The sequence below is a fragment of the Pseudomonas sp. CBC3 genome, assembly GCF_037967085.1.
In the GTDB taxonomy this organism is placed as follows: Bacteria; Pseudomonadota; Gammaproteobacteria; order Pseudomonadales; family Pseudomonadaceae; genus Stutzerimonas.
In genome coordinates, this window is the sequence record NZ_JBANEO010000002.1 from 75,802 (window position 1) to 102,357 (window position 26,556).

Here is a 26,556-nt window from a genome sequence, read left to right on the forward strand (position 1 = left end):
CGTCAGCGGGCGTCGGAGCCGTTGTTCGGCTCGAGTTCGAGCGTGCGCTTGTCGGCGATGGCCACGTGAGTGCCGGTGTCCAGCTTGAGCTGACCGGCAATCACCACCTGTTCGCCGGCATCGAGTCCGTCGAGGATCACCACGCGGCCGTCGCGCCGCTCACCGGTTTCGACGAAGCGACGTTCCACCACCAGATAAGGTTCGTTGCGCTCGGGCGCTTCGTCGCCTTCCTCGGGTTCGGGCGCCTGGCCTTCCTTCACCAGCAGTACCGAATTGCCGTACAGCGTGTAGGTGATGGCTGTCTCCGGCACAACGACCTGGGGCCCGTCGTCCGGCAACAGCACCTGCAGGTCGGCGAACATGCCGGGCAGCAGCCGCTCGCCGGGATTGGCCAGCTCCGCGCGCACCTGGATGTTGCGGGTGGTGACGTCCACCTTGGGATTCAGGGCGACGAGGGTTCCCGTGAACCGCTCGCCGGGAAAAGCCGGCACCTGGATGTGCACGGGCAGGCCGATGGCGAGCGAGGGCACCTGTTGTTCGGCCACGTAGAAATCGACGAACAAGGTGGACAGGTCCTGCAGCGTCGCGATCGGCGTACCGGCGGCGACGAAGTCACCAACGTCCACCTGTCGAATGCCGATGGTTCCGGAAAAGGGCGCAAGAATGCGTTTCTTCGCCAGGCTGGCCTTCAGCTGCTCGACCGCGGCCGCCGCTTTCTGCGATTCGGCGTTGAGCCGATCGTATTCGCTGCGTGATATGGCTTGGCGGTCGACCAGGCTGCGCGCTCGCTCGAACTCCACTTTCGCCAGATGCAGATCGGCTTCGGCGGCAACCAGGCTCGCCTGTTCGATTTCACTGTCGAGCAGAACGATTGGCTGACCCTTGTTGACCTTTTCGCCCGAGCGGAACTGTACGTCGCTGACGGTGCCGACGACCTCCACGGATAGATCGATGCCCTGGAACGCCGTGAGCGTGCCGATCGCCGAAAGTTGGCGTTGCCACGGCTGTCGGCGCGACTCCACGACCTCGACGTTGACGGGCGGCTTCGGGGCCTTGAACTGTTGGATCTGCGTGTAGATGGAATTGAACTTGATGGCGGCGAGAATCAATACAACGACAATCACCGCGCCCAGCATGAGCAGCATGCGGCGCAACATTTTCCGTATTCCCTGGAGTGGTGGGCCGGCTGACTACTGCCATGAACGAGGCAGCCGTGCGGGTAAACACTGGATCACCGAATGCCGCCCTGACGGGATGCTCGGCCTTTTACTGTTCCGACCGGTGGGGTCGGAGAACAGCGAAATTAGTCCTGAATCGAATGTATGTAAAGCAGTCGATAGATAGGCCCGACGTGCAGTCTTGGGCGCGCAAACAAGAGGGGTAGAGCGGCGCGTCCAGCATTCGCCGTCACCGGCCCGCTTTTATGGCGAGGCCGGTGGGTCAGGGCAGGTTTGCGTCAGCCTGCGAGACGGTGAGTTACTTCACTGAGCTGCGCCGACAAGCCGTGCAGGTTCTGACTGGCTTTTTCGGTGCGCTCGACATTGCTCTGATTGGTGGTGGCGATTGCGGTGATCTCGGTGAGGTTGCGTGAGATGTCTTCCGCCACGGAGGTTTGTTCCTCGGCAGCGGTGGCGATCTGCCGGTTCATGTCGCGAATCGCTTCGACTTCCAGCGTGATGCGTTGAAGCATGCTGCCCGCTTCGGTCACCCGCTCGACTCCTTCATCGCTACGGCTCTGGCCGTTTTCGATCGCGCGCACCGCATCCACCGCGCCGGTCTGCACCGTATCGATGATCTGGTGAATCTCGGCGGTGGAGTCGGCCGTGCGCCGGGCCAGCGTGCGCACTTCGTCGGCCACGACGGCGAATCCACGGCCCGCGTCGCCAGCCCGTGCCGCTTCGATGGCGGCGTTCAGCGCCAGCAGATTGGTTTGATCGGCGATGCCGCGTATGACCTCCAATACCTTGCCGATTCGACCACTGTCAGCCTCCAGACGGCGAATGACGTCGGCCGTATTGCTGATCTCGCCACGCATGTGGGTGATCGTCTGAATGGTCGAGCGCATCATGCTTTCGCCCTGCTGCGCCGAGTGGTCGGCAGCGTCTGCGGCGCGCGCGGCGTCAGCGGCGTGGCGTGCCACTTCTTGAGCCGTAGCGGACATTTCGTGCATGGCGGTTGCGACCTGATCGGTGCGAGAGAACTGTTCGCGGGTGCCTTGGCCCATCAGCGCCGCGATGGCGTTCAGTTCGCCGCTGGCATTGTCTAGGTCCGAGGTGCTGCGCTGCAGGCGGGTGAATGTATCAGCGAGAAAGTCACGCAGAATATTCGCGGCCGCTGCTAGACGTCCTAGTTCGTCGGCACGGCTGGTGTCGACGTGTTCGCTGAAATTGCCCTGGCTGAGTTTGGCGATGTGGTCGATCAGATGACGGATCGGGTTAATCAATTGGCGATTGACTAGCCACAGGCTGAGAAGCGCGACCAGCGCGCCAGCGATGACCATGATCAGCGACCCGGAGATGATGGCCTGGTCGGCGGCGTGGCCGATTTCATCGGAGCTGTGCAGCGCTGACTCACGCAGCTGTTCGACCAGAGCGCTCAGCTGTTCGCTGGTGGCGCGGTCGATGCCCTGAACGGATTCATCGCCTGCTACCGGATCGTTACCAGCGGCGATATAAGCATCGCGCCCGGCTCGATACTCGACACCGAGAGCGCGATGTTCTGCTCGTAGCGTTTCGATCTTGCTCGACAGGTCCGGTCTGTGGCTGCTCAGTTGTACGAGCGTGGACAGTAACTCCTGGACTTTGCGCTCCTGCTTTTCGAAGCTCTGCCAATACTTATTCATGGCATCAGACGATTTTCCACGCAGCAGGACGTTCTTCCATTCCTGCACCTGTACCTTGAATTCCAGATTGGCTTCGTCAATCAATCGCGACGCTTCGACCGGCCCTTTCAGCAGAGTCTGGTATGCCGAAATATCCTTGGACAGGAAGAAAAAACTGGCGAGGGCGATCACGAGCATCACCAGCAGGCTGGCGCCGATCAGACCCAGTAACTGAGCCCGTAGGGATTTTTTCAGAAACATCAGAGCATTCTCGTATCGAGTAGGTGCGCTTGCACTAATGGCAAGAACTAACCGGGCGCTCACAAGGGTGACCGCCCGGTCGCTTTGTTTTTCGGCGCATCGTCTCGATACTTGAGGACTTTCAGACCAGGCGCAAATGGTTGTCCCAGAGCCCTGCCGGTAGTTGCAGCGGGCTACTGACGAAGCGCTCGCCCAGGCAGTCGACCAATCGGCAACGACCTTGTCCCGAACTCACCACGAAGCCCTGTTCGACCGCCGCGACGCCGGCGCAATCGGGCAGGTGAATTTCTTCGCGCAGAGCAGCACTGTCCAGATCCCAGATGAAGACCTTATTGCCGCGCGGCGCCGTCACGGCCAGCAGGCGCAGCGGGTCATTGATCGCCAGGCTGGCGGTGTACTGGTTCATCGTCTGGCGCTGCGCTTCACCCAGCGGGAACGCCTGGAACGCCTCACCGGGACGCTTGATCGCTAGCAGCGGGACCGCATCCATGGGATCGCCTTCGTACTGCTGGCCGGAAACCACAGTGCCGTCCTCGCCAACCGCAAGGTGACGCACGCTGTTCATCTGCTCGGGCAGCTGCTCCTTGCTGATCAGCGTACCGTCGCGATGGAGCAGCACCAAGCTCGGCTCCATGGCATCGAGATTCATCATCTCGCGACTGTCGGCCTCGGTGCGGATGCCGCCATTGGCAATCACCAGGGTCTCGCCGTCGGGCATCCACAGCAGCTGATGCGGGCCGATGCCATGGCTGGAATGCTCGCCTTCGCGGACCAGCCGGCGCTCCTCGACGCGGTAGATGCCAATCACTCCGCGACCGGCATCGGTGGTGTCGTTCTCAGTGGCGTAGAACAGGTCGCCGCTGGCATGAAACACGCCGTGCCCATAGAAGTGTCGGTCAGGTGGCGAGGCGATGACCTGTAGCAGGGTGCCGTCCCGGCTGTCGAGCAGATAGCTTTCGCGGCTCGGCCTGCGCCCGACGAAGACCGCCAGCGGCAGATGCGGATGGACATAAACGTCATGGCAGCGCTCATTGACCGGCGTGGCGAACACGCGGCTGCCGTCGAGTCGATAGCCGACCGCGTAGTGACGGCCATCGGCATCATCGCGCGCGGAGAGCAGCAGCGGTTGCTCACTATGACGGGTCAGTGTCCAGCCACCGACGGCGGAGACGGCGACCAGAGCACTGCCCAGTCCGAGAAAGGCTCTACGTTTCATATCAATCTCCGTCGTGAGCGTTGAAGCCGATCTGCACGCCCAGCGCGCGGGCCAGTTCGTTCTGATGCAAGCGGTGTAGTACGTCGATGTCCTGGTACAGCGCGTTCAGCCTTTCGCGACCGGCCTCGTCGGCGATCAGTTCGCTGAACGGCAGCATGATGTCCGTCAGGTGTTGGCGGGCCGTCGCGTAAGCGACGTCGATGCGTTTGACCAGGTCGCTCTGATCGGCAGGCACCAGACGTTTGAAGCCGTTGTCATCGGCGCCTTGCCAGAGTTTTTGTGCACCGGCGAGGGCGGCATCGATACTGCCGAGCGTGGCGTCGCTGCGCCAGGCTTCGGCCTGGAAGGGCTGCGGGAAGCCTTTGGTCTGGCGACCCAGCGGGGCGCCGAGCTTTTTCTTCAGACCGTCCAGCGCGGTGACCTGTACGCGCAACAGATCGGCGATCGCCTCTTGCGATTCGGCATAGCGCTCGTTAGGGAACTCGCTGAGTTGCGCGACCATGCCGCCTTCGGCCTGCCACTCCTGCAGCATGTTCGCGGCAAGCTTCTGTTGGTGCTCGCCGATGGCCTCGAGCAGCCGGCAATGGCGCGCCTTGGACTCGTCGTCCTGCAGGTCGACGGCCTTGTCGAACAGCACGTATTCGTAAGCCGAAAGGCCCTGCAGCACGACGCTCGCGTTTTCCAGGTCGGCCTGGGTCAGCTGGGGATTCTTCTTCAGCAGAGCGGTGACCTGCCGTCCTACCAGATTTTTCTTGTCGGGCCAGAACTGCACTTGCCAGGCTCGGTTGCCTTCGCCCATCGGCCCGATCAGCAGCGGTTGCAGGCCCGTCCAGGCGAATTGTGCCTGCAGGAAGGTCTTGCGCGCGTCGTCCAGTTCTTCGTTGCACGCGCAAAAGGCAATGCTGCTTGCGGCCATGCGCCGGTTGGTTTCGGCCCACTGGGTATAGGCAGGCAGCAGGACTTCATCGGCCAGGTGCTTGCTCGTTTCGGTAAAGGGGTCGGACGGCGCGCAGGCGGTTAACATCAGGCCCAGTGCGGTGGCGGAGAGGATTGAAAGGTTGAAATGCATGTTGCTCCTCGGCAAGGCGGGTCGCCGGTTGGTCCGGCGCTAGAGTGATTCGAGAAAAGCCAGCAGGGCGCTGCGTTCATCGCTGTCGAAACCGAGCACGGCCTGTTTGGCTCGTTCCGCTTCGCCGCCGTGCCAGAGTATGGCTTCGAGCAGGTTGCGCGCCCGTCCGTCATGCAGAAACTGGGTATGTCCGCTGACCGCTTCGGTCATGCCGATGCCCCATAGCGGTGGGGTTCGCCATTCACTGCCGCTGGCTTCGAACTCCGGCCGGTGATCGGCAAGCCCTTCGCCCATGTCATGCAGCAGCAGATCGGTATAAGGGCGAATCAGCTGATTGGCCAATTCGGGCTCGGCGGCATCGCCCGTGGTGAATGTTGGCACATGGCAGCTCTGGCAGCCGGCACGGTGGAACAGTGCTTTGCCCTGAAGGATCTGGGGGGCGTCAACGTCGCGGCGCGCCGGTACACCCAGATTGCGAGTGTAGAACGACACCAGACGGAGGATGTTGTCGCTGACTTCCGGCTCGCCCCCGTGGGGCATGGTCAGGCAATCCGTTTGCCGATCGGTACAGCTGTTGCCGGTGAACAGACTCGTGGTCAGGCCCATGTCGTTGAAAAACGCATCGGCATTCTGCTGGTTGAGGTTCGGTTGTCCGGCCTTCCAGCCGAAGCGGCCAATCGCGGTGTCACGCGTGACCTGGTCGAACACCCGGTTAGGGCGGCCGGATATGCCGTCGCCGTTGCTGTCGTCCGGGTCGGCGTTGGCCAGTAGCGCTGCTTCGGGAATGGCTTCCAGCAGACCCAGGCCGATCATTTGCGGTGCCACACGGACGGAAAATTGCGTATCGGGATGCATGGGGCCGTAACCGAGCTCGGTGATGGCCAGCTTCGGTTCGCGCAGCTCGACTTCGAATCCGTCGGCGAATCGCTCGATCCGGGTGGCATAGCTGAGACGGACCTTGCCCTCCGGCATCACGCCGGGAATGGCCATATCCTGCAACTGACCACCGTAGACGGGCTCCGGTGCGATACCGCGCTCGCGGATAACCTCGGCGTGCTCGGCACCGGCGGGAATCGATAGCCGTACCAGCATGGAAACGGCATTGCCGCGCTCGGCATCGGCGGGATGGCCGCGACCGTCTTTGATGTGGCAGCTCTGACAGGCGTTGGTATTCATCAGCGGACCGAGGCCGTCGCGCGCCGTGGTCGAAGCCGGCGCAATGACCCAGGGATTTCGGAAGAAGCTGTTGCCGACACTGAAATCCAGTCGCCTCACAGGCGATAGATTGGCAGAGGGCATCGAGAAGGCGTTCTGATCGAACTTCATCACGGTCGCGCTACCGGCGGAAAGCGCTTCGCCCGGCTCGGCCTGCTCGAAGCGTGGCGCCTGCTCGCCGCAGGCGGCAAGACTCATGGCCAGCAGCAGGGCGATAGCAGAGCGAGAAAGCGGGTGCATCAGGTGTACCTGGGCGTGTGACAGGGCGGCAATCTTAGCAGCCTAATGGAGTGTGAATAAGAGCAGTTTGCATTTGGTCTGGCTCTGGTTGCTACAGCTTGGCTGTTAGCGAAAGAGCGCACCATGAACGGCATTCAGGGAGCGGCCTTGCACCGCTCCCTGAAATACAGGATCAGAACTGGTGATTGGCAGTGTCCGGGTTCAGGTCGCCGATACCCAGTGCGGCAGCGGCTTTCTCGATCGAACCGGTCTGTTGTACCAGCGCCCCGATCGCGGCGCGGACTTTTTCCTGCCCTTCATTATTGTCAGGTGCGATCAACTGATCGAACGCTTCACCCTCGTTGGCGCTGACGACCAATACCTGCATTTTGGCTTCGGTGGTTTCCAGATCGGTCTTCAGCGTGGTGTTGACCTGCGGATCGACGCCATCGACCAGCGAGGCCAGGCTCGGCCCGCTGAGCGTGCTGCCATCGACGCGGGTGTACTCGCCGAGATAGACGTTCCTGATGCCCTTGGCATTGAAGAAATGCGAGTTGTGGGTGTTATCGCTGAAGCAGTCGTGCTCGTCTTCCGGTGAGTTGGCTTCCAGCGCGACCTTCATGCGCTCGCCCGCCAGTTCGCCGAGCGAAAGGCTGCCCATGCCGAAGAACATCTTGCGCAGGCCATTCTCGGCAGATTCGCTTTCCAGGCTGGCGCGATAGTTGTCGGCGACACCGGGCTTCCACTCGTTGACCATCTCTTCGAGGTCGGTGACCAGGAGATCGGTCGCGGCTTTCAGGTAGGTGCGGCGGCGATCGCAGTTACCGCCGGTGCAATCTTCACCTTCGATATAGTCGCTTACGGGACGGTTACCTGCGCCAGGGCCGGTGCCGTTCAGGTCTTGACCCCAGAGCAGGAATTCGATGGCGTGATAACCGGTGGCGACGTTGGCTTCCGAGCCGGCCAATTCGTTCAGGCTGGCGAGCTTCTCGCCGGTGATTTCGCTGACGTCGAGCTTGTCTTCGCCGATCTGCAATTCCTTGTTGGCGATGATGTTGGCAGTGGCGCCGGGGTTGCCCAGGGCGTGCTGATAGTCGCCCTCGACGTAGTCGATCATGCCTTCGTCCAGCGGCCAGGCGTTGAGCTGGCCTTCCCAGTCATCGACCACGGCGTTGCCGAAGCGGAACACTTCGGTCTGCATGTAGGGCACACGTGCGGCGAGCCAGGCGTCCTTGGCGGCCTGCAGGGTTTGCTCCGTCGGATCGGCGAGCAGGGCGTCGATGGCTTCCTGGAGCTTCATTGCAGTGCTGTGCGCATCACTGAAGATGGCATGCGCCATGTCCGCGTAATGCTTGACCACCGCCTGTGCGGCTTCTTCGTTCAGGGTCGCTTCTGGCGCGCTCGCAGTTGCCGGCTCGCTCTGGGTGGTTTGCGGAGCGGCGGCCTGTTCGGCTGGCGCTTTGTCTTCGCCGCAACCTGCGAGTGAAATGGCGACAGCGAGAAGGCTGGCGGTGGCCCAGACGGGGGTGCGTAGCATGGCGGGTTCCTTTGCGTGCAGGTGAGAAAAAGGAAGGCCGACCCAGAGGGTGCGGCCATTCGCTGCAGGGCATAATGCGAAAGATTTGCATTTTGTGCAAAGAAAATGCGTGGAGCAGGTCGCGCTTGCCATTGTGCGGTCCGGCTAGAATGCCGCCTCCGAATTCGGACTTTGTGGAGATACTCGATGAGCCTGGGAGCCGTTCTTGCGTGGGTCGTGCTGTTTCTTGCCATCGCTTATGCAGTGGTGCTTTACAACGGCTTGGTGCGCCTCAAGCACGGCGTAAGCAAAGCCTGGTCGAACATCGACGTGTTGTTGCGCCAGCGGCACGAAGAGCTGCCCAAACTGGTGGAAACCTGCAAGCAATACATGCAGCACGAGCGCGGCACGCTGGAACAGATCATCAGGGCGCGCAATGCGGTGTCCGATGCGCGCGAGCAAGGCGATGTCGGTGCGCTCGGGCAGGCGGAAACCGGGCTGCGCGCGGGGCTTGGGCGGCTATTCGCGCTGGCCGAAAACTATCCGGAGCTGCGCGCCAACGAGAGCTTTCGGCATCTGCAACAGCGCATCAGCGGGCTGGAAAGCGGCATCGCCGACCGTCGCGAGCTGTACAACGAGTCGGTCAATCTGAATAACGTGCGCATCGAGCAATTCCCCGACGTGTTGCTGGCGCGCGCATTCGGTTTCCGCGAGGCGCCCTTGCTGCAGTTCAGCGAGGCGGAAAAGGCGGACGTCGACCTGAAGCCGCTGTTCGGCTGAGGGCTTCAGCGTGCTGCTGGCGGGCGTGGGTGTGGCGATGTGTCTGGGCGGCGGTTGGCTGTGGGTTAGCCGATGGTCGAAGGTCCGCCACCTGCTGGATACGCCGACCTCGAAGATCCGCTCGGCCGCGCAGGGCTATGTCGAGCTTGCCGGCATGCTGGGCGAGGTTGCCGATCTGCCGGTCATGCTGGCGCCGCTGACCGCCAAACCCTGCCTATGGTGGCGCTATCGGATCGAGGAATACCGCGCCGCGGGCAAGCGCAGCAGCTGGCGGGTCGTCGAACAGGGATGCAGCGACCGCCCGCTGCGCTTGAGCGATGCCACTGGCGACTGCCTGATCGACCCGAAGGGCGCCGAGGTATTGCCTGCGCGCCGCGACGTCTGGACCGGCGATTTGCGCCATCCCAGAGGGCTGCCGCCGACAGGCGTCCTCGCTTGGTTAAGTGGCCATCGCCGCTATCGCTACACCGAAGAGCGCTTGCATGCCGGCGAGCCGCTGTACGCCATCGGCGATTTTCGGACCACCGCGGGCGGCCGGCAGGGGCTCGATCTCCATGCGGCGCAAGGACAGGTCGTGCGGGAGTGGAAGGGTGATTACGCCGGCTTGCTGCGGCGTTTCGATAACAATCGCGACGGCAAGCTCGACGACACGGAGTGGGCGCGGGTTCGACTCGCTGCCGGTCTCGAGGCGGAGCTGCGGCACCGCCTTGCCAGTAGTCGTCCGGCGGAACATCGGCTTGCACGGCCGACCGAAGCGCTGCCATTCGTGCTTTCCAGCCATGGCGAGGAAGTCCTTGCGCGCCGCTACCGCTGGCAGGCGATCGGTGGCGCTGCGCTGTGCGCTGGCGGTGCCTGGTTGCTGACAACGCAGCTGGCGTTTATCTGATCCACAGCTTGGCGATCTCGGCCGCGCACTGTCATTGGTTAGGGGCTTGTTGGTGTCCGGCCTAACGAGATTTTTTCTCTGCTATCCAGATGGTATGCCGTGTGCCGCGGTTTCCGTGGGCGAATACCTGGACCTCTTCGGCCTTGAAGCCCGCTTTGGCCAAGCGCTGCGAGAAGGCTTGGTCCGCGCTCGCTGACCATACCGCCAACAGGCCTTTCGGGCGCAGAGCTTGCGCGCAGGTATCCAAACCCTCTGCTGAATAGAGCCAGCTGTTGTGCTTCTGGGTCAGCCCTTCCGGTCCGTTATCGACATCCAGCATGATCGCGTCGAAGCCTTGAGGTTCGCGCCGTAGCACGTCAGCGACATCATGGTTGAGCACGCGGGTGCGCGGATCGTTGATCGGCAGTCCGGCCTTCTCTCCGAGCGATCCGCGGTTCCACTCGATCACGCCGGGCACCAGTTCCGCGACCTGTACTTCGGCATCCTTGCCGAGGTGTTTCAACGCCGAAGCCAAAGTGAACCCCATGCCCAGCCCACCGATCAGCACGCGGGGGCGTGGACGCTGGGCGATCCGTTCGCAGGGGATTCGCGCAAGGGCATCTTCGGAGCCGTGCATACGTGTGTTCATCAGTTGGTTGCCATTGCCGCCCTGAATCTTGATGACAAAATCATCACCGTATTCGAACAGGCAGAGGGCACCGCCGCCGGGGATATCGGCGGTGTCGATCAATACGAAACGCTTCATGCAAGGCTCATCGAAGGGAAAATAAGGAAGCGCAGTGAAAGAGCTGCGCCACGGAAGAGTGCGCTCACAGCGGCTCTGAATTGAACGTGCGCTCGAAACGTCTGGATTGGCGAAGCAGGGCGGTCAGTTCGGGGCCCGGTAGGGGCCTGCTGTAGTAATAGCCTTGGCCTTCGTTGCAGCCTTCATCAATGAGATAGCGCTCTTGCTCGGCGGTTTCCACGCCCTCGGCAATTACCAGCATATTGAGACTTTTGCCCAGCTGGATGATCGCTCTGACGATGGTCGTGTCGCCTTCGTCGGCGGACATGTCGCGCACGAAGCTCTTGTCGATCTTGATCTTGTCCAGCGGCAGGCTTTTCAGATAGCTGAGCGAGGAATAGCCGGTGCCGAAGTCGTCGATGGCGATCAGCGCTCCGGAGCGGCGCAGGCTGTGCAGGTTGTGTGTAGCGGCGGCGATGTCTTCCATCAGCCCGGTCTCGGTTACCTCTAGCTCCAGGGTTTCAGGCGGCAACCGGTGGTTTTTCAGCAGGTTGTTGATCGTCGTCGGCAGTTCGGCATGGTGCAACTGGACCGTGGAGAGGTTGACCGCCATGCGCAGGTCGCTGAACCCCTGCAGATGCCATTCGCTCAGCTGTTGGCAGGCCTGATCGAGCACCCATTCGCCGATGGCGATGATGCTGCCGTTCTGTTCGGCGAGAGGAATGAAAATGTCCGGCGGAATCATCTTTCCGCTCGGCTGCGTCCAGCGCAGCAGGGCTTCGACGCCGGTGATGCGCTTCAGTCGATAGTCGATCTGCGGCTGGTAGACCAGATGAAATTCATTGCGTTTGACCGCTTCGGCCAGGTCGTTCTGCAATTCCCGGCGCGTTCGCATTTCGCTGTCGATGCTCGCCACGTAAAACTGGTAGCGGTTGCGCGAGCGGTTCTTGGCCAAGGTCATGGTCTGTTCGGCTTTCTGCAACAGCTTCTCGGTACTGTCGCCATCTTCCGGGTACAGCGTGATACCGATGGTGGCGCGCAGGCGGATGCTTTGCTGATCGAGGGTGACCGGCCGCTCCAGATCGTCGAGTACTTTCTGCGCCAGTTCCGCGGCCTCGTAAGGTTGTTCGCAGCCGAACAGCACCAGCACGAACTGGTCGCCACCCAGGCGGGCAAGGGCACCGACACGTCCGCTCAGGCTTCGCAAGCGGTCGGCCAGCGCGACCAACATACGGTCGCCGCACTGGTAGCTGAACTGCTCGTTCACCCCCTTGAAATCATCCAATCCCAGGCAGAGCACAGCCACACGGCGTTGCAGCCGGGCGGCCTCGCCGAGAATATTGTCGAGCTGTTGCTGCAGCTGTTGCCGATTGGGCAGCCCGGTGAGCGAGTCGTACTGGGTCATGCGTTCCAGGCTGCTTTCCGCGGCATGGCGCAGCTGCATGTTGTGCTGGATGGAGGCGAGCAAGCCGTTGGCGGTTTCTACCCAGAGGCCCAGCTCGTTTCGCTCGTGCCCCTTTGGCATCGGTAGTGAATGCTCGCCGGGACGGCCTGGATTGATGCGCGACAGGTGCTCGGTGAGCTTGGTCAGCGGTCGCGTCAACAGCCATTCGTAAATCAGGTAAAGCAATAGACCCAGGGCCAGCGCACGGAGAATGCCGACGAAGAAGATGATGATCGAGTCGCTGATGAATTCCTCTCCGTAGGGAGCGGTGTCGAGCGTGATGCGCAGGTCGCCGTAGTATTCGTTGTAAGGAGGACGACCAATCAGCGGAATCGAGAATTCCTGACTGCGACCGAGTATCGGGTCGGTTAGCCAGCGTGTCGGTGCGGATATGAGTGGGCGGGATTTATCGGCCAGAGGCTCTTCGCCGGGATGGGCGATTGATGCCTCGTTAATCGACTCGTGCTGAAACAGGCCTTCCATGACCTGTGAGCCCATTTCGCGGTCCAGGCTGTAGATCGCCTGTGCCGAGGGGTCGCGCGTCATGCGCAGGATTCGCTGGGCCTCTGCATTGATCAGTTGGCGAGTTTTATAGGCATCGAAAACGATCTGTGCACAGCTCAATACCAGCCCAACGGCGAGCGCTGACAGCAGAACGATACGGAGTAATTTCCTCGACAGGCTGTTGCGCAATGCAGTCAAAAGAATTTCCTTTTTCCAGGCCGATGCTAGGGTCTGTTGACGTTTCGTCGCAAGCCGCGTTGCTGCGCCAAATGTCGCCAGGCCGGGCGGTGCTCCGCAAGGCGCGGGACGCAGACAATGGCCTGGGCCGGCCGCGTCGTTCCCCAGCCAAGTCCCGCAACTCCGCATGGCGCCATTTGCCGCGCAACCCTTCGGGCCGAGCCTGTTTTTGCGCGATGCGGCGGTTCTCGTCGCTCATTTGGAACAACCAAACCTCACTCCTCGTGCCTTGCCTCGCGCAAACACAGGCTCCGGCGCGGCCGCGAACGATACGTCAACAGACCCTAGCGCAAGTATTGGCAGTCATGAAGGAAACGTCAAAAGCTAGGCATGCCTATGGGGCAAAACGTTATCAGAACCCTCGATGCCCCGCCGAACCTTCCGTCGACCACCTCAGGACATAGCGATATGTCGTGCAAGCGGCATGCTAGAGGCTTCGACAAGCATAGTTGGTTCAGCTGACTGCGGACGTTTCCTTTACCTCGCAACCCTTGATGACCATACGAATGATCGTATCGGCAGCGGCTTCGTAATCTGCATCGTCGAGAGAGGCTTTTCCCGTCACGGTGGATATCTGCCAGTCGAAATCGGCATAGGTCTGGGTCGCCGCCCAGATGCTGAACAACAGATGATTGGGGTCGACCTTCGCCATCAGTCCCTGATCGATCCAGCCTTGGATGCGAGCCACGTTGTGGCTGGCCTGGGCGTTTAGCTGCTCCGCCCGTTCGGCTGGCAGATGGGGCGCGCCATGCATGATTTCGCTTGCGAATACTTTGGAGGCGCAGGCGTGCTCGCGTGAAATCCGGATTTTGGTGCGGATATAGGCACGTAACACATCGGCGGGTTCGCCGGGCTGATTGAAGGGGGCGGATGCTTGCAGCAGCGGCTCGACGATGCTGTCGAGCACCTCGCGATAGAGGTTTTCCTTGCTCTTGAAATAGTAATAGACGTTGGGCTTGGGCAGCCCGGCGCGATTGGCGATGTCGCTGGTCTTGCTGGCGGCGAAGCCCTTTTCGGCGAACTCTTCACTGGCAGCGCGCAGGATCAATTCTTTGTTGCGCTCGCGGATACTGGACATAGGGCCTGTTCAATTCACGACCACCCGCCTGGTGGCCAGCCGCGGCATGCTAGCACCGGCCTCCAGACCGTCTCAAGACGGGCCCGTCAATCCGCCTATTTGTGAACAAATTCTTAAGTCTTTGTACACAATTATAAAAGAACGCTGCTACGCTACTGCCATCAGTGCAGCGTCATGGATATCGCCTTTCGCATTTTCCTGCCGGCTCGCCTCAAGCCTGCCGAACGGGTCGTCCAACTTACAAGGAGTTCCAAATGAAGAAATTTCTTGCGGTCGCCTTGCTGGCGCTCTCAGTGCCTGTAGCCGCCGAGCAAACCTATGTAATCGGCGTCGAGCAGGCAGCATTCATGCCGCACTACAGCGGCGATGCGCAAGGCAATTACGGGGGCTTCGCCCGTGAGCTGCTGGATAGTTTCGCCGCGTATAGCGGCGTGCGCCTGACATACAAGGTGTTGCCAGCGGACGAGCTGTTGCCGGCGTTGCTGAACGGGCGTGTCGATGCCAAGTATCCCGATAACCCCAACTGGTCCGGACCCGCTAAAGCCGGACATCGTCTGCACTACAGCCAGGCGGTGGTCAATTATGTCGACGGTGTGATGGTGGCGCCGCGGCGTGTGGGGCGAGGTATCGATGAGCTCAGGCGACTGGCGGTGGTCGATGGCTGGACGCCCTGGGGCTACGAGGACCGGGTCGCGGCCAACCAGATCCTGCTGGTCGGTAGCGAGAACCTGCCGCGCATGGTGCGTCAGGCACTGCTCAAGGATAGCGACGGTGCCTATTACAACGTAGTGGTGGCGGCGCATTACTTGAACAACGTGCGCGCCAAGCCGGGAGCGCTGGTCTTCGATGCCGATCTACCGCACACACGTAGCACCTTTAACCTGTCCAGCCTCAATCATCCCGAACTGATCGAGCATCTCGACCGCTACCTCAAAATCCAGCTGCCCGCCGTCGCCGCGCTCAAAGCCAAGCATCAGGTGGAGGCGAACCTGTCATCGGAATACATCGGCATGGAACAGTGGAAAATAGAGTTTCTGCAGCGACAGAAGGCCAAGGAAGCCGCCAGCAACTAGCGCATCGGTAGCGACGATCAATTGGCAGCTATGCCCGTTGCGCTACAGACTTGGTTGCGTCCGCCATTTTTCGCCCGATACAAGGCCCGGTCGGCGGCGCCCAGCAGAGACTCCAGGTTACCGCCCGGTGACAGTTGGGCCGCGCCTATGCTGACCGTCACTCGTAATGGCGTGCCTTCGAAATCGAATGTCGCAGCCTCGGTGGCTGCACGGATTTTCTCCGCTAGCGCCAGTGCGGTGGCCAGATCGGTGTCCTTGAACATGATCACGAACTCCTCGCCACCCCAGCGCGATATCAAGTCGCTCTGGCGTATTTGTCCGGCCAGTAGCCTGGCGAAGCTGCGCAATAGAAAGTCGCCGCCGAGGTGGCCGTAGGTATCGTTGAACGTCTTGAAGTGGTCGAGATCCAGGATCAGTACGCAAAGGTCGCTACGCTGGCGTTTTGCTTCGAGCATCGCCTGCTCGGCGACCAGGCCGAAGCCGCGCCGGTTGAGCAACTCGGTCAGCGCATCGTGGATGGCCATGGCTTCGATACGTTGCAAATAGCGGCGGCTGATCGAACCGACCAGCCCAAGCACTATCAGCATGACGCTGAACCCGATCAGCAGATTGATCCAAAGGGTGCGCTGTACCGGCGCCATGACGTTGCTTTCGCGCTTGTCCACCATCAGATACCACTTCAACTCTGGGATGTAGCGGATGTTGATGAAATGCTGCTCGCCATCGCTTCGGTAAAGGAACGAGCCGGTCCGCAGCTCGGGTAACTGCTGCTTGAGGTCGGCCAGTGCGGGGATATCGCTCAGATGAGCACCGCGCGGAATCTCTTCCGACCCAGCTTCGCTACCGGTTACGACGACGTTCTGCTGGCTGTCGACGAAGTAAATGGTGCGCTGATAGCGCCGTTGATAGGTATCCATCAGATGACGCATGCGATCCAGACTCATACCGACCCCGGCCACACCGAGGAACGAGCCATCACTTGCTGTCATTCGATAGTTGAGAAACAGGGTCAGACGCCGGACATCCACGACAACTTCCCAAGGCGTCCCGGCACCTTCGAAACGGTAGAACCAGTGGTGCGCCGGCTCATCGGGCCGCATGGGCTGGTGTGCATCATCGGTGTAGTAGATCTGCGAGCGATCAGAGGCGAAGAAGGCGTTTGACGTGTCGTAACGCTTCTTGATGGCTTGAAGGTAGCGAGTGATCAGCTTCGTGTTGCGCTCACCCTGATCCACCCAGTCGAGCAGCAACGGATCTTCGGCCATGGCGGAGGCGACCTGGACCAGCTTGACCAGATCCTTTTGCAGTTCCAGGGAGATCACGTCTGCCGTCAAGGGAAGCTCGGTGCCGATGATGCTGTGGCGGATGGTGTCGCGCGACGCGAAGTAATTGGCGATGGTCGCGATCAAGAAGCCTAGCCCGATGATGAAGGCAAGCAGCGTCAACAGCGTGGTCTGCTTCAGATTCGGTTGATACATCCATTCCCCTTGTAGCCCGACGAATGCTGGCGAGGCGCTTTGCCTGAGCGCGATTGCCGAGCCGCCGGACGGTATCTAAAGGCATCGGAAACCTGGCCGATAGCCATTTAAGCTCTAGAAGCTAATATTTCGTATACATTTCAGCAATGAAGTGTGTACGTTAAGAAAAAAACAAAGCGAGATACCTCCATGCCTTTCATGCGACGCAGTATTCAGTGGCAGTTGATCGTGAGTATGGGGGCGGCCCTGCTCACAAGTATTCTGATCGTCATCGCCGTTTATTCCTCGGCGGTCAATCGCCTGGCGGAACGCTATCTGATCGGAGAAGCGCTGCCAGCCAACGTCACAGCGATCCGTAACGATATCCAACGCACCCTGGCGGAGCCGATCACCGCGACGAGCGGCATTGCCGGCAATATCTTTGTGCAGGAGTGGATGCGCGATGGCGAGAGCGCGGACCAGGCGGCCGCGATCAGCCGCTACCTCGACGGTGTGAAGATGCAGCAGAACGCGCTGACGACCTCTGTCGTGGTGCTGGAGAGCGGCAACTACTACTCCGAGACGGGCCTGTCACGTACGCTCAACCGCAGTGCTGCTGCCGACAGCTGGTTCTACAGCCTGATCGACGGCAACATCGAACAGCGCATCGAGATCGACATCGACAAGGCCTCGCGCCAGCCAACGCTGTTCATCAATCAACGCATCAGTTCCGGTGGAAAGATCCTAGGCGTGGCGGGGCTTGGATACAGCCTGAAAAGCATGTCCGAGCTGATCAGCAATTTCCGTTTCGGCGAGCGTGGGAATGTCTATCTGGTCGGCAGCGATGGCCGGGTCAAGGTCCATCCGGCTACCGAGCACAATGATCGTACCGAGCTTCGCACCTTGACCGGCGCGCAAGCGGCCCAGGAACTGCTTGCCGGCGCCAACAAGGCGATACGTTTCGAGCGTGACGGCGAGGTCATCCTTGCAGTGGCCCAACCGATCGAAGGCCTGGGCTGGTTACTGGTAAGCGAGGTTCCCGAGGCGGAGATCTTCGGTGAAGCGCGACGCACGCTGTGGACCATCAGCCTGATCGCCGCCTGTATCGCGCTGTTCTTCCTGGGGCTGGTGGTACTGCTGGCACGCGGGCTGGTCCGGCCTATTCGCCAGGTGACTTCGGCGCTGGTGGAAATCGGTGGCGGTGGCGGCGACCTGACCCGTCGGCTTGACGAGAGCCGTGCCGATGAGCTGGGTGATCTGGCGCGTGGTTTCAATCGTTTCATTGGTAGCCTGCGCGGCCTCATCGGCGACGTGCTGAGTACCAGCCAGCAGTTGCGTACCGCGGTGGGACAGGTGGCGGAAGTGGTCGACAACACCGCAACCCGTGCCGAGCGCCAGAACGAGATGACCGACATGGTCGCCACGGCCGTCAATGAAATGGGCCTGACGGTGCAGGAGATCGCTCGCAACGCCAGCAGCGCCGCGCACGCCTCGCAAGGTGCGCGTGAAGAAGCGCTGCAGGCGGGCAAGGTGGTTGGAGAGTCCATCGCGCACATCGAAAAGATGTCCGGTGAGATTGGCCACGCTGCTGAATCTGTGACCGATCTTGCTCAGCAGGTAGCGTCCATCGATAAGGTGCTGGCGGTGATCCGCAGCATCTCGGAACAGACCAACCTGCTTGCGCTCAACGCGGCCATCGAAGCGGCACGTGCCGGAGAAATGGGGCGTGGCTTCGCGGTCGTCGCCGATGAGGTGCGCACCCTGGCCAGTCGCACCCAGGCATCGACAGATGAAATTCAGCAGATGATTCAAGGCCTCAAGAGCGGTGCGGACAACGCGGTCAGCTCGATGCATGCCGGACAGGCTGCCACCGGTACCGGTGTGCAAGCCAGCCAGCTCACCGGCCAGTCATTGAACGCCATCACCGAGCAGGTCGAAGCGATCAGCGACATGAACGCTCAGGTGGCTGCGGCGACCGAAGAGCAGAGCAGCGTGACCGAAGAAATCACTCGCAACGTCCAGGGTATCGCCGACCTCGCCCAGGCGACTGCCAGCGATGTGCAGGGTTGCCGCGAGGACTGTCATGCGCTGAGTCGCCTGGCGGACGATCTGAGCCGGCAGATGGGCAGTTTCAAGTTGTGATGAGCGAAGGGCGCCGGGGAGAACTGGCGCCCTTCATTTACAGGATGAGCATGTCCGGCAAATGAATCGTGCAGAAACAAAGAAGGCAGCCATCGGCTGCCTTCTTTGTATTCATCAACTGACCGTATCGTCAGAAGTGCGCTTTCACCAGCAAGCTAAAGGTGTTCTGGTCGGTTGGGCCAACAAAGTTCTCACTAACGAACCCGCCGTCCTCGATGCCATATTTATTGGACCAGTAGTCGTACTCGATACCCACGTAGAGCTTGCCGGGCTCGCCGTCGAGCGCCTTGCCCAAGTCATATTTGATCTGCGGGTTGATGTGCAGGTTTTTCGAGATGAAATCGCCGCGGCTCTCGGAGCCGGCATCGTTGACCACCCAGTCGATATAACCATCGAAGAGTATGTCGGACTTGCCTACCGGGAAAGTCATGGCCCAAGTCGGGGTGACCTGCCATTGGCCGGACGGTTTGCCTGTGGTGCCGTCGGGCTTGCGGTAGTAGACGTTGATCGCCAGACGATCGAAGCCTGGCACATCCAGGTCGACGGCCGGGCCAAGCAAGTAGTTCTGGTTCGGGACCCCGTCGGTGCTTTCGCCGCGCTCGTAAGTGGCTGCCAGGAGCACATCCTTGATCGGGCCGAAGGACATTTCCTGGCCCGTGATCTTGCCCAATGACAGGCGCGGGGCAAACTCGCCGTAGTAGGTATGCCCATCACTGCCGCTGACGCCGTTGTACCAGATGTTATCGACGAACAGGAACATGTCGCCCCAACTCCAGCCGCTGGCATGTTCGAACGTGATCGTCTGCTGGATATCTGGGTTGATCTTGAAATCCTTGCCGTACAGGTACGTCAGGCTGTTGTTCTGCCAATGCATCTCGGCGAAGGCCGGAGCGGCAAGCAGACTGCCAGCCAGCGCCAGCGAAAGAGGAGCGAGTTTGAAGTTCATGCGGAGTGCCCTTTGGTTTTGTTGTTGTGAATGCAGTGCTGCCAGGGCACCGTGGTGCCCTGGCGCCAGGGCTGATCAGCCCGTTGGTGTCAGGTGCGCTGAGGGATCGTTGCTGGTCGCCTTCGGTGCAACCTTCGAATAATCCGGGATGTTGACCGCCAGGGTATTGGTGCCGACCGAATCCTCGATCAGGTTGTCGGGGTCATAGTCGTCCAGTTCCTCCGGTTCGCGAGGCAGGATGAAATTGAGCAGGATTGCGCTGAAGGCGCCAATGGTGATCGGCGAGCCGAAGATGTTCTTCAATACCTCGGGCAGATTGTTCAGCACATCTGGTACCGCAGCCACGCCCAGCCCGAGACCCAATGAGATGGCGACGATGAGCATGTTGCGACGGTTCAGGCCTGCTTCGGCGAGGATCTTGATCCCGGCGATCGCGACGGTGCCGAACATGATCAGCGTGGCACCGCCGAGGACGGGTTTGGGCATCAACTGCAGTACGCCGCCCACTGCTGGGAACAGCGCCAGCAGAATCAAGATGCCAGCGATATACAGCCCGACATGGCGGCTGGCGACGCCGGTCAGTTGGATCACACCGTTGTTCTGGCTGAAAGTCGTCATCGGCAGGCTGTTGAAGGTTGCCGCCAGCAGCGAACTGCAGCCATCGCCCAGGATGCCACCCTTGATGCGCTTCATGTAAAGGGGACCCTTGACCGGCTGGCGCGAAATCATCGAGTTGGCTGTCAGGTCACCCGCAGTTTCCAGAGGTGTGATCAGGAAAATCACTGCGATCGGAATGAAGGCCATCCAGTCGAAGGCGAAGCCGAACTTGAACGGCTGCGGCACGCTAACTGCCGGGAGCGCCGCGAGACTTGAAAAATCCACCATGCCCATCATCCAGGCGGCAAAGTAGCCTACCGCCAAGGCGACGATCACTGCCGACAGCCGCAGCAGTGGCATACCGAAGCGGTTGAGCAGAATGATAGTGCCAAGCACTAGCCCAGCCAGCGCCAGGTTGTGCAGCTCGCCTGGGTTTTCAACCCCGTAGCCGCCGGCAATATCCGTCATCGAAACCTTGATCAGCGACAGGCCCATCAGACAGATGATGGTGCCGGTAACCACCGGCGTGATGATCCGGCGTAGTCGATGGATGCACTGACTTACCCCGATCTCCACGAAGGCGGCGCAGAAACCGACACCGAACAGCGTGGCCAGGATTTCTTCGGGGCTGCCGCCGCGACCCTTGACGATGAAGCCTGCCGCCAGGATCACGCTGAGAAAGCCGAAACTGGTGCCTTGTAAGCAGAGCATGCCAGCGCCGACCGGGCCAACCCGTTTGGCCTGGATAAAGGTGCCGAGGCCGGACACGAACAGCGCCATGCTCACCAGATAGGGCACGTATTCGCCCAGACCAAGCACGCTGCCAATGATCAGGGTCGGAGTGATGACGCCAACGAAACTGGCCAGCACGTGCTGGATGGCGGCAAATGTGGCGGGAAGCGGACCCGGGCGATCCTCGAGTTGATAGATCAGGTCCTGGTTGGGAGCGTCACCGCTCCTGGATTCGGTTGCGGTCATGGTCAAGCCTGCCATTAGTTATTGTTCGGTCATGGGCTTTGGGGCTGCACGGACCCCGATCGCTGGTCGCCGAAAGTTGTTCCGGCGGTCAGGATGAGCTGACTATAGCAACCTGTGAACATGCGGTTAAACAATTAATTTCAATATTGTGCACAATCTCGACGAGCGCAAATAGAAGACGAGCGGCGCCCGATCGGGTGGGTAGTGCGGTTGGTTTAGCGCTGGCGTTAGTGTCCGGCAGGGTGGTGCAGTTTGGTGGCGAGCTTTCGTCGGCGGGGCGGAGGCAGCGGAGTCGGTTCGGCGCCGCGAGCGGAGTCGGTTCGGCGCCGCGTTCCGTCGCGGCGCGCTCCGTCATGGATCAGTGTTGAGCCGCACCGGTCAGCGCATTGCGCTCCGGCCCGCCGAGCACGTTGAACAGCAGGTTCAGCGTCACAGCGCTGATGGTAGCTACGGCGATTCCGCTATGGGTGATGGGCTCCATCCAGTGCGGCAGGTGCGCGAAGAACTCGGGACGGACTACCGGCACCATACCCAGACCGATGCTCACCGCGACCAGCAGCTGGTTGCGACGGTCACCGATATCGGCTTCCTGCAGAATCTTGATGCCCGTGGCTGCGACCATGCCGAACATGGCGATGCCGGCGCCGCCCAAAACCGCCGCGGGAATCGAGGCGACCATGAACGCGGCCTTTGGAAGCAGGCTAAGGCTGATCAGGAACAGTCCGGCAACGGCGGTCACGTAGCGGCTGCGCACGCCGGTCATCTGCACCAGGCCGATGTTCTGCGCGAACGACGAATGCGTGAAGGTGTTCATGAAGCCGGCAAAGAAAGTCGCACCGGCATCGCACAGCAGGCCGCGGCGCAGCTGCTTGGGGTCGACTTCCTGTCCCGTGATCTTGCCCAGCGCGAGAAACATACCGGCCGACTCGACGAATATGATCACCACCACCAGACACATCGAGAGGATCGGTGCGAGGAGGAATTGCGGTGCGCCGAAGTGATTCGGCGTGACCACCTGGAACGCCGGCGCCGAGTTGATGCCCGACAGGTCGACCATTCCCAGGCTGGCCGCCAGCACGTAACCCAACGCCATGCCCACCAGTACCGAGACGTTGACCCAGAAGCCGCGCATGAATTGGTTGATCAGCAAAATCACAGTCAACACCGCAGCCGCCACGCCGAGATAGGGCAAGGCGCCGAACTGGCCGGTGGTGCTGCCGCCGCCGGCCCAGTTCACTGCTACGGGGAACAGCGATAGGCCGATGGCGGTAATCACCGTGCCGGTCACCAGCGGCGGAAAAAGACGGACGATCTTGGAGACGAAGGGGGCGATCAGCAGCCCGAAGAAGCCGGCGGCGATGGTCGCGCCGAAGATACCCGTCATGCCGACACCGGGCATGCCGGCCATGACAACCATGCTGCTGACCGCAGCGAAACTGGCGCCCATCATCACCGGCATGCGAATGCCGACCGGACCGATCCCCATGGATTGAACGATCGTGGCAATACCCGCCACCAGTAGATCGGCATTGATCAGGAAAGCGATTTCCTCGCGAGAAAGGCCGGCAGCCTGGCCGACGATCAGCGGTACGGCGACAGCCCCGCCATACATCAGCAATACGTGCTGAAAACTCACCAGCAGCATCTGCAACAAAGGCAGCTGCTTTTCTGTAACGGGCGCGGTTTCCCGCTGGGTTACATCGTTCATGCAAAACACCTCGGACGCTTTTGTTATTGGATGTCGCGTGGCCCCGCTGAACGTGCGGGGCTGATATTCGAGCTGTGATTCTGCTAGGGCAGAACCCTGTTACGGCTATTCATGAGGTAGTAATGGATAAAAAAAAGCCGCGCTCGAAAGCGCGGCCTGCGGGCACGATCAGTTGATCTGCGCGCCCTTATCGATCCAGGCACCGAGCAAGTCGCGCTCTTCCTGAGTCATGTTGGTCATGTTGCCCAGTGGCATGATCTGGCTGGCCACGGTCTGCGCATGAATCTTCGCGGCCTGCAGTTTGATCTGCTCAGGCGTGTCGAACATGACCCCGGCGGGTGGCGCGCTGAATAGCGGGCTGCTCGGCTGGGCGGCATGGCACACGGTGCAGCGCTCGTTGATCACCTGCTTGACCTCGGCGAACTCGCTATTGCCGGCTTCGGCGCTCGCGGTGCCGCTTTGCTGCGCGGACATGCTCGCTTGCTCCGGGGAGGTGGCGGCCAGGTTGGGTGCAGCGGGCTGGCGGTTCGGCGACAGCACGAAAGCCAGGCAGATCATGCCGACTGCGGCGGCGGGCAAGGCCCAGGCGAAGCGGTTGCTGTCGTGGCGGGTGTTGAAGTAGTGGCGTACCAGTACCGACAACGCGCCGAGTGCGGCCAGGATCAACCAGTTGTACTGGCTGCCGTAGGTGCTCGGGAAGTGGTTGCTGATCATGATGAACAGCACCGGCAGGGTGAAGTAGTTATTGTGACGCGAGCGCAGCAGGCCCTTGGCCGGCAACAGCGGATCGGGTGTGCGGTTCTGCTCGATGGCGGCGACCAGTGCGCGCTGGGCCGGCATGATGATACGGAACACGTTGCCGACCATGATGGTGCCGATCAGTGCGCCGGTATGGATGTAGGCAGCGCGACCGCTGAAGATCTGCGAATAGCCCCAGCAAGCGGCGATCACCAGAACGAACAGGACCAGGCCGAGCAGCGCTGGCGTCTTGCCCAGTGGCGAGTCGCAGAGCAGGTCATAGATGAACCAGCCGACGATCAGCGAACCGAAGCCAATGGCGACCGCTGCAGCGGGAGAGAGGTCGCTGCCTGGCAGAACCAGATAAAGGCTGGGGTTGAGGTAATAGACCACCATCAGCAGGGCGACGCCCGATAGCCAGGTGGTATAGGCCTCCCACTTGAACCAGTGCAGGTTCTCCGGCATTTGCGGCGGTGCGAGTTTGTATTTTTCCAGGTGGTAGATACCACCGCCGTGGATCGCCCAGAGATCGCCGGACAGGCCTTCTCGGGGGTTGGCACGGTTAAGGTTGTTTTCCAGCCAGACGAAGTAGAACGAGGCACCGATCCAGGCGATACCGACGATCATATGAATCCAGCGAATACTCAGGTTCAGCCATTCGGTCAGATGTGCTTCCACGATAATTACCTCTTGCACGGCTGGCGTACCAGCCGGTTGTTTCTTCTTATTCGACTCGTTGCAAGTGTTCCGCTTGTTCGGCGGCGCGTATGTCCGGCGTCGGTTGTGCGCGGCAACCGTGCCGGCGTGGCGCTTGGACGATCAATCGGTCGCTTGCTCGGAGTCCCGGTGGGGGTCGAGGAGAACCAGCTCGTCCTCGGTGAAAAAATGCTCGTCGCAGTTGTTGCCAGAACCGCTGCGATCGACCACCAGGAATTCATCCCGCTTTTCGATCGTCAGCACCGGGTGGTGCCAGACGCCGCGGTGGTAATTGACGCCTTGCCTGCCGTTGCTGCGGAAGGCGCGGACGTGTCCCGGTACAGGTGCATCGCCAAGTGGCGCGACCACGACCAGAAAGGGGTTGCCGAGCAGCGGAATGAACGCCTGGCTGCCCAGCGGATGTCGTTCGAGCATGCGAATGGCCAGCGGCATCTCCAACGCGTCGGCGGCGAAGATGCTGATGATGGCCTGGTCTTCCGGCTGCGCGGTCTCTACCGACGCCAGCTTGTGATAGCGGCGGGTGGAACCGTTGTTGATCATGAAGTAGTCGCTGCCTTCGGTTTCGATCACATCACCGAAAGGGGCGAAGGCTTCCTTGGTCAACGGTTCGATCTTGAGTGTGCGCATGGCTGGTGCTCGTTGTTGAATTATGTATGGTCGAGGCCCTATCCGTAGGGTGGGTCGGGCGGCGCTCCGCTTCAGCCCACCGTAACAAGGCCGGCTGTATGCATGGTGGGCTGAAGCCCACCCTACGTCTGCCTGCTCACATCGTCTGCAGACGGAACAGCGCGATCTTGTTGATCTCGCTCACTGCCCGGTCGAATTCCTGCTCCGGGGTGTTGTGCAGACGTTCCTCGAACGCCGCCAGAATCTGGTGCCGGTTGCTGCCCTTGACCGCCATGATGAAGATGAAACCGAACTTTTCCTTGTAGGCCTCGTTCAGCTCTGTGAAACGGGCGAATTCCTCGGCGGTGCATTCATGGATGCCGGCTCCGGCCTGCTCGGAGGTGCTCGATGCGGTCAGCTCGCCACGCACCGCGGCCTTGCCAGCGAGATCAGGGTGAGCATTGATCAGCACCAGCTGCATTTCACGCGGCGCGCTCAGGAGTATGTCGGCCATGCGTGCATGCAGCGTCTCGATGTCGTCGAGACTGGCATCGACTCCCTTGTCATAAGCCTGCTCGGCGACCCAGGGCGAGTGCTCGTAAATGTCGGCGAAGGCAGCGACGAACGCGTCGCGGTCGAGGCTGGAAGGCTGCAATGTCTGAAAACGGCTCATGCGGCGGGTTCCTGTCTGAGAGGGAGGGTGGCATGCCAGTGGCGAGCAATATCAACACGGCGGGCGAACCATACCTGCTCGTGACTCTTGGCGTACTCGACGAAGCGCTGCAGAGCGGCCAGACGTGCCGGGCGACCCAGCAGGCGACAGTGCATCCCGATGGACAGCATCTTGGGCGCGCCCTCGGTGCCTTCGGCGTAGAGCACGTCGAAGGCATCCTTCAGGTACTTGAAGAAGTCGTCGCCGGTGTTGAAGCCCTGCACCTGGGTGAAGCGCATATCGTTGGTGTCCAGCGTGTAGGGGATCACCAGGTGCGGCTTGTCCGGCGTGGATTCCGGGTCCCAGTAGGGCAGATCGTCGTCGTAAGTGTCGGAATCGTAGAGGAAACCACCTTCCTCACGCACCAGGCGGCGGGTGTTCGGCCCGGTGCGGCCGGTGTACCAGCCCAGCGGACGCTCGCCGGTGAGGTTGGTCAGGATGCGGATCGCCTCGAGCATGTGCTCACGCTCTTCGGCTTCGTCCATGTATTGGTAGTCGATCCAGCGATAGCCGTGACTGCAGATCTCGTGGCCATCGGCGACCATCGCTTTGATCACGTCCGGATGCCGTTGCGCAGCCATGGCCACGGCGAAAATGGTCAGCGGAATATCGTGCTTGCGAAATAGCTTGAGCAGGCGCCAGACGCCGGCGCGGCTGCCGTATTCGTAGAGCGACTCCATGCTCATGTGACGCACGCCCTGGAACGGCTGGGCAGAAACCATCTCGGAGAGAAAGGCTTCGGACTCCTTGTCACCATGCAATACGCAGCGCTCGCCGCCTTCTTCGTAATTGAGCACGAAGGACAGGGCGATGCGGGCATTGCCCGGCCATTGCGGATGGGGTGGGTTTTCGGCATAGCCGATAAGGTCACGAGGGTAGTCGGCGCTCACTTGTTATTCCTTATTTGAATAC

21 protein-coding genes and 1 pseudogene are annotated in these 26,556 nt (G+C 61.0%); 5 read left to right on the forward strand and 17 right to left on the reverse strand.

The features are described 5' to 3' along the window. Positions 1 to 2: 2 nt before the first annotated feature. The 6 genes from V6943_RS07505 to V6943_RS07530 all read right to left on the reverse strand — a co-directional run bounded on the left by V6943_RS07505 (position 3) and on the right by V6943_RS07530 (position 8,338). Complete coding sequence (locus V6943_RS07505; protein WP_340553091.1) at positions 3 to 1,157, reverse strand: efflux RND transporter periplasmic adaptor subunit; 1,155 nt, start codon at positions 1,155 to 1,157, stop codon at positions 3 to 5. A 299-nt stretch (positions 1,158 to 1,456) separates the two neighbouring features. Then, positions 1,457 to 3,082: a methyl-accepting chemotaxis protein gene (locus V6943_RS07510; RefSeq protein WP_340553092.1), complete on the reverse strand. Its 1,626-nt coding sequence runs from the start codon at positions 3,080 to 3,082 to the stop codon at positions 1,457 to 1,459. A 121-nt stretch (positions 3,083 to 3,203) separates the two neighbouring features. Continuing rightward, positions 3,204 to 4,298 (reverse strand): DUF1513 domain-containing protein, encoded by a 1,095-nt coding sequence (locus tag V6943_RS07515; RefSeq protein WP_340553093.1) that lies wholly within the window; start codon positions 4,296 to 4,298, stop codon positions 3,204 to 3,206. Position 4,299: 1 nt separating this feature from the next. Further along, the gene (locus tag V6943_RS07520) at positions 4,300 to 5,367 is read right to left on the reverse strand and encodes an imelysin family protein (protein WP_340553094.1); all 1,068 of its coding nucleotides are present in this window, start codon (positions 5,365 to 5,367) and stop codon (positions 4,300 to 4,302) included. A 39-nt stretch (positions 5,368 to 5,406) separates the two neighbouring features. After that, positions 5,407 to 6,822: a di-heme oxidoreductase family protein gene (locus V6943_RS07525; protein ID WP_340553095.1), complete on the reverse strand. Its 1,416-nt coding sequence runs from the start codon at positions 6,820 to 6,822 to the stop codon at positions 5,407 to 5,409. Between the two features lie 172 nt (positions 6,823 to 6,994). After that, the gene (locus V6943_RS07530; protein WP_340553096.1) at positions 6,995 to 8,338 is read right to left on the reverse strand and encodes an imelysin family protein; all 1,344 of its coding nucleotides are present in this window, start codon (positions 8,336 to 8,338) and stop codon (positions 6,995 to 6,997) included. A gap of 186 nt (positions 8,339 to 8,524) precedes the next feature. Between V6943_RS07530 and V6943_RS07535 the strand changes: the two genes are divergently transcribed. After that, positions 8,525 to 9,097 (forward strand): LemA family protein, encoded by a 573-nt coding sequence (locus tag V6943_RS07535; RefSeq protein WP_340553097.1) that lies wholly within the window; start codon positions 8,525 to 8,527, stop codon positions 9,095 to 9,097. 37 nt (positions 9,098 to 9,134) lie between these two features. Continuing rightward, positions 9,135 to 9,983 carry a GIDE domain-containing protein gene (locus V6943_RS07540; protein WP_340553674.1) on the forward strand — a complete coding sequence of 283 codons (849 nt, stop codon included), beginning with the start codon at positions 9,135 to 9,137 and terminating at the stop codon, positions 9,981 to 9,983. Between the two features lie 61 nt (positions 9,984 to 10,044). On the opposite strand, the gene V6943_RS07545 is transcribed toward V6943_RS07540, so the two are convergent. From V6943_RS07545 to V6943_RS07555, 3 genes are all read right to left on the reverse strand, one after another. Then, the gene (locus V6943_RS07545; protein ID WP_340553098.1) at positions 10,045 to 10,728 is read right to left on the reverse strand and encodes a spermidine synthase; all 684 of its coding nucleotides are present in this window, start codon (positions 10,726 to 10,728) and stop codon (positions 10,045 to 10,047) included. Between the two features lie 64 nt (positions 10,729 to 10,792). Continuing rightward, on the reverse strand, positions 10,793 to 12,853 hold the full coding sequence (locus V6943_RS07550) for a putative bifunctional diguanylate cyclase/phosphodiesterase (RefSeq protein WP_340553099.1): 2,061 nt from the start codon (positions 12,851 to 12,853) through the stop codon (positions 10,793 to 10,795). Between the two features lie 493 nt (positions 12,854 to 13,346). Continuing rightward, a complete protein-coding gene (locus tag V6943_RS07555; RefSeq protein ID WP_197445516.1) occupies positions 13,347 to 13,970 on the reverse strand; it encodes a TetR/AcrR family transcriptional regulator in 624 nt (207 codons plus the stop codon). Between the two features lie 254 nt (positions 13,971 to 14,224). On the opposite strand from V6943_RS07555, the gene V6943_RS07560 reads away from it, so the two are divergent. After that, on the forward strand, positions 14,225 to 15,043 hold the full coding sequence (locus V6943_RS07560) for a substrate-binding periplasmic protein (RefSeq protein WP_340553100.1): 819 nt from the start codon (positions 14,225 to 14,227) through the stop codon (positions 15,041 to 15,043). Positions 15,044 to 15,060: 17 nt separating this feature from the next. Here V6943_RS07560 and V6943_RS07565 read toward each other — a convergent pair whose 3' ends face one another. Further along, positions 15,061 to 16,521 carry a sensor domain-containing diguanylate cyclase gene (locus V6943_RS07565; protein WP_340553101.1) on the reverse strand — a complete coding sequence of 487 codons (1,461 nt, stop codon included), beginning with the start codon at positions 16,519 to 16,521 and terminating at the stop codon, positions 15,061 to 15,063. 234 nt (positions 16,522 to 16,755) lie between these two features. Here V6943_RS07565 and V6943_RS20380 point away from each other — a divergent pair. Both V6943_RS20380 and V6943_RS20385 read left to right on the forward strand, forming a co-directional pair. After that, positions 16,756 to 17,784: pseudogene (locus V6943_RS20380) on the forward strand (HAMP domain-containing protein); the annotation flags it as partial. 129 nt (positions 17,785 to 17,913) lie between these two features. Next, on the forward strand, positions 17,914 to 18,642 hold the full coding sequence (locus V6943_RS20385) for a methyl-accepting chemotaxis protein (protein ID WP_445324132.1): 729 nt from the start codon (positions 17,914 to 17,916) through the stop codon (positions 18,640 to 18,642). Between the two features lie 130 nt (positions 18,643 to 18,772). On the opposite strand, the gene V6943_RS07575 is transcribed toward V6943_RS20385, so the two are convergent. The 7 genes from V6943_RS07575 to puuE all read right to left on the reverse strand — a co-directional run bounded on the left by V6943_RS07575 (position 18,773) and on the right by puuE (position 26,534). After that, positions 18,773 to 19,588 (reverse strand): outer membrane protein OmpK, encoded by an 816-nt coding sequence (locus V6943_RS07575; protein WP_131651043.1) that lies wholly within the window; start codon positions 19,586 to 19,588, stop codon positions 18,773 to 18,775. 75 nt (positions 19,589 to 19,663) lie between these two features. Continuing rightward, complete coding sequence (locus V6943_RS07580) at positions 19,664 to 21,163, reverse strand: uracil-xanthine permease family protein (protein ID WP_131651044.1); 1,500 nt, start codon at positions 21,161 to 21,163, stop codon at positions 19,664 to 19,666. A gap of 358 nt (positions 21,164 to 21,521) precedes the next feature. Further along, positions 21,522 to 22,871, reverse strand: coding sequence for a nucleobase:cation symporter-2 family protein (locus V6943_RS07585; protein ID WP_181101954.1), 1,350 nt, complete (start codon positions 22,869 to 22,871; stop codon positions 21,522 to 21,524). A gap of 168 nt (positions 22,872 to 23,039) precedes the next feature. Further along, on the reverse strand, positions 23,040 to 24,287 hold the full coding sequence (locus V6943_RS07590) for a urate hydroxylase PuuD (protein WP_131651046.1): 1,248 nt from the start codon (positions 24,285 to 24,287) through the stop codon (positions 23,040 to 23,042). A 141-nt stretch (positions 24,288 to 24,428) separates the two neighbouring features. Continuing rightward, a complete protein-coding gene (locus V6943_RS07595) occupies positions 24,429 to 24,953 on the reverse strand; it encodes an ureidoglycolate lyase (protein ID WP_131651047.1) in 525 nt (174 codons plus the stop codon). Positions 24,954 to 25,089: 136 nt separating this feature from the next. Next, complete coding sequence (gene uraD, locus V6943_RS07600) at positions 25,090 to 25,605, reverse strand: 2-oxo-4-hydroxy-4-carboxy-5-ureidoimidazoline decarboxylase (protein ID WP_340553103.1); 516 nt, start codon at positions 25,603 to 25,605, stop codon at positions 25,090 to 25,092. Further along, positions 25,602 to 26,534 (reverse strand): allantoinase PuuE, encoded by a 933-nt coding sequence (gene puuE / locus V6943_RS07605; RefSeq protein WP_131651049.1) that lies wholly within the window; start codon positions 26,532 to 26,534, stop codon positions 25,602 to 25,604. Before puuE ends, uraD begins: the two co-directional genes overlap by 4 nt. Positions 26,535 to 26,556: the final 22 nt, after the last annotated feature.